The following is a 9,109-nucleotide window of genomic DNA, read 5'->3' as shown; positions in this document are numbered from 1 at the left end:
TGCCATAAACGGCTAAAAATAGTTGGCTAAATTTTGTGAGGCACGAACAATAGCCAACTGTTTTTTGTCCGATTTAATGGCCTTGTTAAACCACATTTATACCATTTTTTGAGCAATATATTTAAGTAACTTAACACCTTCATCAGTCAAAATCCCATTTGAGTCAATAATTTCTAACATGTTACAGCCACTTGAATGAAGCACTCGTATGCCTGTTAGTGCCCCACCATTTAAACCAGAAACTAATCCATTATAAATTCTGTTTTGCACTACCCTAAAGAAAGTTTTCAGTTCAACTGCGGTCATCGAGAGTGTAGCTGCCACACCGATAACATCCGAGATAATGCTTTGTAGGATAAAAACTTTTGGAGGACTAATTTCAATTCCGCAGTAGTCCAATGTTTCAGGAAAAGAGGGCTTTTTATCAACTGTCGGATTAGTCATCTCTACTTTAGCCCCTTTAACAGCAGTTACAACAGTGTCGACATCCATAACAACGTCATTTTCAGTTTCAACGAAACAATCGCCTTCAGCATGTATGTATTTACTGCCACCACTAGTGAAACTGTCAGATATCCTAATCCCAGAACTATGGTGTTCACCACCAGTTAAATCATGGAACCCAAAATACTCTTTACACCTTGGACATTTACTTGGTCTGGTAGCAAGTAGCATACTGATTTTCAGCCCACAATTTGAGCAGTTAATCTGATACTTATTCATTTTCTTTTTCAACGACTGTCTGATTTAGAGTGACAACACCTTTGTTCGATGCTTTGGCAACCTTTGTATAATTCTTCACCTGACCACCATTGATGATGATTGAACCACCAGAGTCTGCTTCGAACGCACTTTGCTCAGGTTTAGGCTGGAACTCAACTATGTTATCGGGGATATTAGTTGCGATTTGCTCTTTATGGTCCAAGATACGATTTAGGATTATTAACAATGCTCCTAGCAACATGCTAAAGACAGAAAATATGATAGTCATCTTACTTGCGCTGTAATCTTCACTTGGTATAGCTAGGTTTAATGAGTTACGAATAACATCATCAACTAGTGGATACCAAAAGGGAGAAGATGTCCCTGTTAAGCCAGCAAAAACCAAAGAGCCACCGATTAGATAGCACTGATTAGGCTTAAGTGCTTTAACCAGTTTAATTATTGAATCTATCGGCATATTACCTCCAGGTATTAAGACACATGTAAATATGATGATATCAACATATAACCAAGTGAGAGAGTGGTTTAACAATTTAATAGTGCGCTCATCGCGCATATTTCTGCCGACGCTACGCTCATTTTTCTGCATAATATAGTTTTAACAAATAAGCTAAGGTATTACTATCACTAAGTTTTCTAAAACTTTAAAAAAAGTTAAATAGAACAATATGCGCGCGTCGCTCATTTTTGTGAATATATGCGCAAAGCAGAGTTTGATCACCCAATTGACTTTTATATTATCCAATATCAATGACAGGTTTTCGCTCAAAGCAGTCTTGAAAAAGTAAGTATTTTCGTTCTACGTTCATTATATTTTGGCTGGCCGACAATCGCTGTAGATACGCACATATTCCGTGTATCAAACCGTACCAAACTTGCCATGGGTAAAGACGTGGTCGCGGTTGAGCAAAAACTCGAAAAAGTGATCCCCAAAGAATTTAAAGTAGATGTACACCACTGGCTGATACTGCACGGCAGATATACCTGTGTAGCACGTAAGCCTAAATGCGGATCTTGCATCATTGAAGATTTGTGTGAGTTTAAAGATAAAACGGAATAATATTTAATTCATTGCGGTTGTTATATTCACAAACCAGTTATTTTCAGAAATAACCTTTGCAAAGTTAAAACGAGTCATTTACTCATATTTTATTACTAGCTCAGACATACTAAAGCCACACAACAATGGCAGATTAACTTTGCTAGATAGGCATAAACATATGTTTTTTATAGATAAATATTACTTAAAGTGAAATATCGACACATATAACATAAGAGAAAATGTGTTGCGCTATACTCCTTTTTTTAGCCGTCTATTACCAACGGCTAATCTCTTTAAAAATAATCTTTATTTTAGCGATAGACTGTTTTACTTAATGAATATTAAGGCTTATTTACTGTTAATTATTTTCTTTATTGCTTGCATTGCAGGATCATATCCTGAAAAGTATTGCTTAGACGATAAGCTCACAGGCACATGAGGAGGGACCCAAATACGATGGTCTTCTGCTTTAGAAGCTTGGTGAAACTGAGAAGAAATAATACCCCAAGTGCCGCTATAGGGTAATTTAAACCAACCCGCCTCACTTAACGCATTAGGTCTAGAGCCGCTCGGTTCACCAACCAATATTGGATTACTAAGTCGGTTAATATCCAACAATAGACTGTGAGCAGCAGAAAAGGTATTCCTCCCCATAACCACAAATAGTTTGCCATTTGGCTTTATTGATTCAAACTGTACCAATGTTTTAAGTAAAGGTGGATACGTACTTCCATCACCACCAGCATTGTGTCGTATGTCCAAAATAATGTTATCAGGTTTCAATAGCGAAATTTTATCTCTAAGCTCATGATTAAAGCTTTCAAATGATTGTGAACCCGCGTTATGAACATAGTTATACTGAACATAAAGCGCAGATTGTTCAGGAATATACTGATACCAATACGCTTTTTTCGCTCGAAGATTATGAATTTCATCACTATTAGCAAGTGCTGGTAATTTAGGAAAACCACTAAAACTCATGACTTTACGTTTTGGCGTAACCGTTTGCTGCACGCCCTTAGCACTCTCAATCGTAATGGTAATATCATTAGCATCATCGACAATATTTAAGCCTTCAAGCACTTCAGCTAACCCCAAATAATGAGGCGCCAACCAAAGGTGCTGCATTTCATTATCCCTTGCATTCACCTTTTTAGTTCTAGCTAACGCCTCTTCTATTGCTGTATTGCCAATGCTAACGACTTTACTCCCAATTAAGTGCTGATACTCTTCTTCAGCAGCCACAATGAAAAGACCGTCACTGAATAAGTAAAACTGTAATGGTAGTTGATTAAAAGAGCCGGTTTTGGCGTAAGCCGGTACAATGAAGTTGTGACCATTCCCCGTAGACGCAACTAATTTCATAAACTCGAATACGATTTGTTGATCTGACAGCGTAGGAATTTTTTTATTAATAGTAGCGACCATTCTTTCAAAGTTGTCTTCACTTATTGAGTGATACATATTGACGTGAAGTCGTTTTATTTCAGATACCAGAAACTTAAGATCATATTGCCATGACTCTACTCTTGATAAATCGTTAGGCAGAAATACGCCTGACACCTCTTGAAATGACTTTAAGCTAGCAATTTTTTTAAAATGAACATTGCCGATTAAGTTTTTTCTATCGTCATACCGGTAAGCTAATGACTTGTTGATCCAAGTAATTGCATTTTCTGCTTGGCCAAGCTCAGCATAAGCTTCTGCAATGCTGATCATAATATCGTTAGCAGGCGCTGACCCATTTGGAACATTAGACAAAATAGTACCTAAGTCTACTGTCTTTTTAAGTGCAGCAATCGCTTTTTCCCACTCTTGTAATTGAAAGTAAGTTAAGCCTAATATGTACCACGTATCGCCGTCATCTGGATATTGACGTGTCAATGATTCAATAATGGGTTTCGCTGCTAGCCAATTTTCTTGGCGAACTAAATCGAGTGCTTTTTGTCGATCCGCATAATATTGAGCAGGTTCTTCTACCTGACTAAAAGAAGGCGATCGGCCAATCGAATTATTTGTCATTTTACTCGATTTATCTGATGCGAGTGATTTAACCGAGCAAGAAAGAAATAGCGTAAAAATAAAAATCTTTATAAGGAGATTGAGTTGCATAAAAATTCCTGTATTTAAATTAACTTTAAAAGATAGGCGGATCATAGCCATTCAGGACTGCATGTCGTCCGAAATCAGGATTTCATACTTATTAAACGTATTTTTGCACTTCTACGAGGTGGTTGTAGGTTTCAATTTTTCACGAATAAACTGAGACGGCGTTTTGCCTAACTCTTTTTTGAATGTAGCGTTAAATGTAGATTTTGAGTTAAACCCTGACGCTAAAGCAATATCCAACAGAGCGACTGTATTATTCTCCCCTGCCAATAGCTTTCTCTTTACATCTATTATTCTTAAACTATTTATGTAATCGCAGAAATTTCGATTACAGCCCAAGTTAATAGCCCAAGATATATCTTTCACACTAATCCCGGTACTCATCGAAACGTCCGTCACGGTTAACCTTGGCTTTTTGAACATTGCATCTTGTAAAATATGGTTTTCAATATCAGCGAAAATACGTTGTGCTAAAGCGTGTTCTTCTTCGTCATCTCTCGACTCTTCATGCTCGACCAACTTCTCGTAAGATATCATTCCATCAAACAATTGAGGATGCCTAATAACTTTAAAGCCTAAATAGCAAGATAAACCCATGAAGATAGCTTCATTTATTAAATACCAAAGCATTGCTACAAAGTCTGATGTGATTGTTTGAAGATTCATCCTAATTAGATCTGTAACAGTTACAAAGGTAAATATAAACAATGCTTTTAGTACCCAGTTTAACTTATACCTGTCAGCATCTGAGCTTACTGCATTTACAGTTTTGTGATACCGAGCAATAATTAGAAATGAAAGTGCCAAGTATATTAATTGGCTTAATGTACCAAAGGCGATGATAAGCTGTGTGTAACTGGTAAAAGGAAGAGCAATAAACGCCGCAACAAAGTGAACGCTTTTTTGCGGCGTTGTCATTGCCACATCATTTACAAGTGATCGAATAAAGAAATAAAGCATAGGGCCAATGACTAACGTAAATACTGGCGTAACTAAATAATATTGCGTAGTTGTATTTGTTCCTTCTAATACATTCATAACACTGAGAGTTGCTTGAAAAATAAAGAACAAAGCCAAGCTACGATAACGTTCTTTGTTCCAGATTAATAATGCGATAAAGCTCACTTGGCATGCAAAAACAATTTGTACAATATGAACCGGAAATAACGCTAACGTTTGTAAAATCATAAAATTGTATATGCCATGTAAAACTGTTTACATAATAAGTGTTTTTACATATTAAACTAAACATTGATAACAACAAAGCATTCCCACTCTTAAGTTACACTACAATAAAGTCCACTTTAATTATCTTTTGGCTGGCCGACAATCGCTGTAGATACGCACATATTCCGTGTATCAAACCGTACCAAGCTGGCTATGGGCAAAGACGTGGTTGCTGTTGAGCAAAAGCTCGAAAAAGTGATCCCCAAAGAATTTAAAGTCGATGTACACCACTGGCTGATACTGCATGGCCGCTATACCTGTGTAGCCCGAAAACCTAAGTGTGGTAGCTGTATTATTGAAGACTTGTGTGAGTTTAAAGATAAAACTGAGTAGCCATTTGACAAGTGTTCCTCTGCTAATGCATTCTATTTCTTAATGTAGGTGCCAAACTTTGGCGCCTTGCACTTTTCTATACTACAAATTTATTAAATAAACGCCTATACCTGCCCCCTTGCGAAAAGCAATTATTAGAACATTTTCAAAGTATTAATTTCACAAGTCTCACTCCTTTAGTTATGCTATTGAGCATTATAAAATTATAGTGCGAACCCTCTATGTTACCGTTACTTCGTATATTACTAATTGAGCAAGACCCTACCACCTTAAACGAGCTTTCGACGAATCTGTCGAAAACAATTGCTAATTTCGAGCGAAACGATATACATATCGATATTATTGAGTACCTTGAACTTGAACAAGCACTGGAGTGTGTAAAGGAAGATGGTGATATTCAGGCCGTTGTACTTAGTTGGGATGTGCAAAATAAGGTTGGTGAACGCACTTATAGTCGTTTTATCGAGCAGCTAAAGAGGATCCGCCTTGAATTACCTGTGTATGTTATTGGTGACGACACAGAGGGGCTAGAAATTGTTAATGAGTCGGAGGAGATTGAGTCATTCTTCTTTAAAGATGAAGTAATCTCAGACCCTGAAGCAATTTTAGGTTATATGATCAATGACTTCGATGACCGCTCAGAAACGCCTTTTTGGACAGCGTACCGTCGCTATGTTGGCGAGTCGAACGATTCATGGCACACACCTGGGCACAGCGGTGGTTCAAGCTTTAGAAATTCTCCCTATATTAAAGATTTTTATCAGTTTTATGGCCGTAATGTGTTTGTGGGTGACTTGTCGGTGTCAGTCGATTCGTTAGGCTCATTATCAGATAGCACCAATACCATTGGCCGTGCCCAAGAGTCAGCTGCTGCTACGTTTGAGGTGAAGCACACTTACTTCGTCACTAATGGGTCATCCACTTCAAATAAAATCATCTTGCAGACACTGCTTCGCAAAGGCGATAAAGTGATTATTGACCGTAATTGTCATAAATCTGTGCACTATGGCATTTTGCAATCAGCCAGTTTACCCATTTACTTGTCGAGTATTTTAAACCCTAAATATGGGATTTTTGCGCCACCGTCATTGGCTGATATAAAACAAGCAATAGAACAAAATACCGATGCAAAATTACTGGTTCTTACCGGTTGTACTTACGATGGTCTGCTAAGCGACCTCAAACAGGTAGTAGAATTTGCTCATCAGCATGGTATTAAGGTGTTTATCGACGAAGCGTGGTTTGCTTACTCGCTATTTCATCCAAGTTTACGGTATTATTCTGCGATTCATGCTGGCGCTGATTATGTTACTCATTCAGCGCATAAAGTGGTATCGGCGTTTTCTCAGGCATCGTATATCCATGTAAACGATCCTGATTTTGATGCTGACTTCTTTCGCGAGATTTACAGTATTTATGCCAGTACATCGCCGAAATATCAGCTTATCGCTTCTCTTGATGTGTGCCAAAAACAATTGGAGATGGAAGGCTATAAGTTACTCAATGCCTTGTTAAATCATGTAGACGAATTTAAGCAACAGATGGCATCACTAAAGCAGATTAAAGTGCTTGGTAAACAAGAGTTTACGGAAATATTCCCGCACTTTAGTGATGATAACATGGGCCACGACCCGCTAAAAATTCTTATCGACATTAGCGAATTACCCTATTCATTAAAAGATATTCATAAGTATCTGCTGGATGAAATTGGCTTAGAAATAGAAAAATACACCCACAGTACTATTTTGGTGTTACTGACTCTTGGCGGCACGCGCTCGAAGATCATTCGCTTATACAATGCGTTAAAAAAACTCGATAGTGGCAAGGTAAAACTAGCCACATCGACACGACGTTCTCGCTTACCGGAGAATTTACCAGCTATAGACTTAGCCTGTATTCCAAGCGAAGCTTTTTATGGCGAGCGCGAATCGGTACCTATTAGCAAAAGTAACAACCGCATTTGCGCCGGTTTAGTTACGCCCTACCCGCCAGGAATTCCGCTTTTGGTTCCGGGGCAACATATTACACAAGAGCATATAGACTATCTGAAGGAGCTTGCAGGACAAGGATTAACGATTCAGGGCAGTTTTGATGGCGAAATATATGTCCTTAAAGGTAAAGTTGAGAAGTAAAAATATCGCGTAATACAGTTTTATGATTAGGAATTGCTTATAATCGTACTTTACAGATTTCAAAGAATAAATTGAGGTAAATTTAAATGCGTTTACTACATACTATGTTACGGGTTGCTGATCTAGATAAATCAATTGCCTTTTACACTAATGTGCTAGGTATGAAAGAGTTACGTCGTGCAGATAATGAAGAGTATCGCTATACCCTTGCCTTCGTCGGCTACGGTGATGAAACTGATACAACAGTACTTGAACTGACCTATAACTGGGATACTGACAGCTACGATTTAGGTAATGCCTATGGCCATATAGCGATTGAATTTGATGATATTTATAAGGCCTGTGAGGATATCAAAGCAGCTGGCGGTAACGTTAGTCGTGAACCAGGTCCAGTAAAAGGTGGCAAAACGGAAATTGCATTTGTTAAAGACCCTGATGGATATGCAATTGAACTTATTCAGAAAAAATCATAAATAATCACGGGTAGTATTTTACCCATAAAAAAAGGTGCCTTGAGCACCTTTATCGTAATTGACTATCTTTACTGCCACGGCGATTAAACGCGTTAGCATTACTTGGTAGCCCTTCTAATTCCGCTTGGCATGAAATACAGTAGCGCACGCCTGGTAATGCTAACCTTCTTGCTTGTGGTATTCTCTCGTCACACTCATCACAAAGCTCAGCGCTCGCTCCTGAAATTAGGTTACTTCTTGCGTATTGCACTGCATCATTAACACTTGCATCTATTTGATCTTGAATTGCGCCATCTCGCGCCCATCCACTTGCCATAAATCCTCCTCATTTTTTGGAAGTTTTATGTAGATTAACAAGTAGAATATTTATAAGCCCTGAATAAAAAACACAGATACTTTTAATTAAGTCTTTTGAGGTTGAACAATACTTGAGTGAATATCGTGACTCTAGGCTTTGATAAACCTAAATGTTTAATTTAGAGAGGTATTTTATAGACGAACGTAAGAAGTGCTTGAACAGAAAATTTTTTATCTTAATAACACATACCTACTTTAGAAAAAGTAAGTGGCGTCCCCAAGGGGATTCGAACCCCTGTTACCGCCGTGAAAGGGCGGTGTCCTAGGCCTCTAGACGATGGGGACACTAAAAAAGTGTCACTAGGACAACTGAATGGTTTAACTCGTTTCAGGCGAGTTGCTTAATAACACTGCACTTCCCTATTAGAAATAAGTAAGTGGCGTCCCCAAGGGGATTCGAACCCCTGTTACCGCCGTGAAAGGGCGGTGTCCTAGGCCTCTAGACGATGGGGACACTAAAAAAGTGTCACTAGGACAACTGAAAGTTTAGACTCGATTCAGACGAGCTTTAACAACACTACCCTACTATATAATAGTAAGTGGCGTCCCCAAGGGGATTCGAACCCCTGTTACCGCCGTGAAAGGGCGGTGTCCTAGGCCTCTAGACGATGGGGACGCAGAAATTGCTTTGCAAATCACTGATTTGCTATTTCTAAGTAAGATGAGACCGAGCCTGCGAGGCGAATGGCATTATCTTCTCAAAAACTTTTTCT

General features: G+C 38.5%; 7 protein-coding genes, 3 tRNA genes and 2 pseudogenes. 4 read left to right on the top strand and 8 right to left on the bottom strand.

Going from position 1 to position 9,109, the window contains the following annotated elements; genetic code table 11:
• Nucleotides 1–96 precede the first annotated feature (96 nt).
• Both AC27JR_RS16920 and AC27JR_RS16915 read right to left on the bottom strand, forming a co-directional pair.
• Nucleotides 97–723 (bottom strand): hypothetical protein, encoded by a 627-nt coding sequence (locus AC27JR_RS16920; protein WP_487174222.1) that lies wholly within the window; start codon nt 721–723, stop codon nt 97–99.
• Nucleotides 716–1,180, bottom strand: coding sequence for a hypothetical protein (locus AC27JR_RS16915; RefSeq protein WP_487174221.1), 465 nt, complete (start codon nt 1,178–1,180; stop codon nt 716–718). The genes AC27JR_RS16920 and AC27JR_RS16915 overlap by 8 nt, the downstream gene beginning before the upstream one ends.
• A 354-nt stretch (nt 1,181–1,534) precedes the next feature.
• Here AC27JR_RS16915 and AC27JR_RS16910 point away from each other — a divergent pair.
• A pseudogene (locus tag AC27JR_RS16910) lies at nt 1,535–1,783 on the top strand (endonuclease III); the annotation flags it as partial.
• A 330-nt stretch (nt 1,784–2,113) separates the two neighbouring features.
• On the opposite strand, the gene AC27JR_RS16905 reads toward AC27JR_RS16910, so the two are convergent.
• Nucleotides 2,114–3,787, bottom strand: coding sequence for a tetratricopeptide repeat protein (locus AC27JR_RS16905; protein WP_487174220.1), 1,674 nt, complete (start codon nt 3,785–3,787; stop codon nt 2,114–2,116).
• Nucleotides 3,788–3,988: 201 nt separating this feature from the next.
• Nucleotides 3,989–5,062, bottom strand: a complete 1,074-nt coding sequence (locus AC27JR_RS16900; protein WP_487174219.1) for a helix-turn-helix domain-containing protein — start codon at nt 5,060–5,062, stop codon at nt 3,989–3,991.
• 123 nt (nt 5,063–5,185) lie between these two features.
• On the opposite strand from AC27JR_RS16900, the pseudogene AC27JR_RS16895 reads away from it, so the two are divergent.
• The 3 genes and pseudogenes from AC27JR_RS16895 to gloA form a co-directional block, all read left to right on the top strand.
• Nucleotides 5,186–5,434: pseudogene (locus tag AC27JR_RS16895) on the top strand (endonuclease III); the annotation flags it as partial.
• 221 nt (nt 5,435–5,655) lie between these two features.
• Nucleotides 5,656–7,566 carry an aminotransferase class V-fold PLP-dependent enzyme gene (locus tag AC27JR_RS16890; protein WP_487174218.1) on the top strand — a complete coding sequence of 637 codons (1,911 nt, stop codon included), beginning with the start codon at nt 5,656–5,658 and terminating at the stop codon, nt 7,564–7,566.
• 86 nt (nt 7,567–7,652) lie between these two features.
• Nucleotides 7,653–8,039 carry a lactoylglutathione lyase gene (gene gloA, locus AC27JR_RS16885; RefSeq protein WP_138608757.1) on the top strand — a complete coding sequence of 129 codons (387 nt, stop codon included), beginning with the start codon at nt 7,653–7,655 and terminating at the stop codon, nt 8,037–8,039.
• A gap of 49 nt (nt 8,040–8,088) precedes the next feature.
• Here the strand turns inward: gloA and AC27JR_RS16880 are convergent, their stop codons facing one another.
• The 4 genes from AC27JR_RS16880 to AC27JR_RS16865 form a co-directional block, all read right to left on the bottom strand.
• Nucleotides 8,089–8,355 (bottom strand): DksA/TraR family C4-type zinc finger protein, encoded by a 267-nt coding sequence (locus tag AC27JR_RS16880; protein WP_055013360.1) that lies wholly within the window; start codon nt 8,353–8,355, stop codon nt 8,089–8,091.
• 250 nt (nt 8,356–8,605) lie between these two features.
• Nucleotides 8,606–8,681 (bottom strand) — tRNA-Glu (locus tag AC27JR_RS16875).
• A gap of 93 nt (nt 8,682–8,774) precedes the next feature.
• Nucleotides 8,775–8,850: transfer RNA gene (locus tag AC27JR_RS16870), tRNA-Glu, on the bottom strand.
• A gap of 86 nt (nt 8,851–8,936) precedes the next feature.
• A tRNA-Glu gene (locus AC27JR_RS16865) sits at nt 8,937–9,012 on the bottom strand.
• Nucleotides 9,013–9,109: the final 97 nt, after the last annotated feature.

The organism is Pseudoalteromonas sp. NH0006-26 (genome assembly GCF_057552415.1).
The sequence above is the reverse complement of the archived record's forward strand: the minus strand, read 5'-3'. Positions and strand labels throughout refer to the sequence as shown.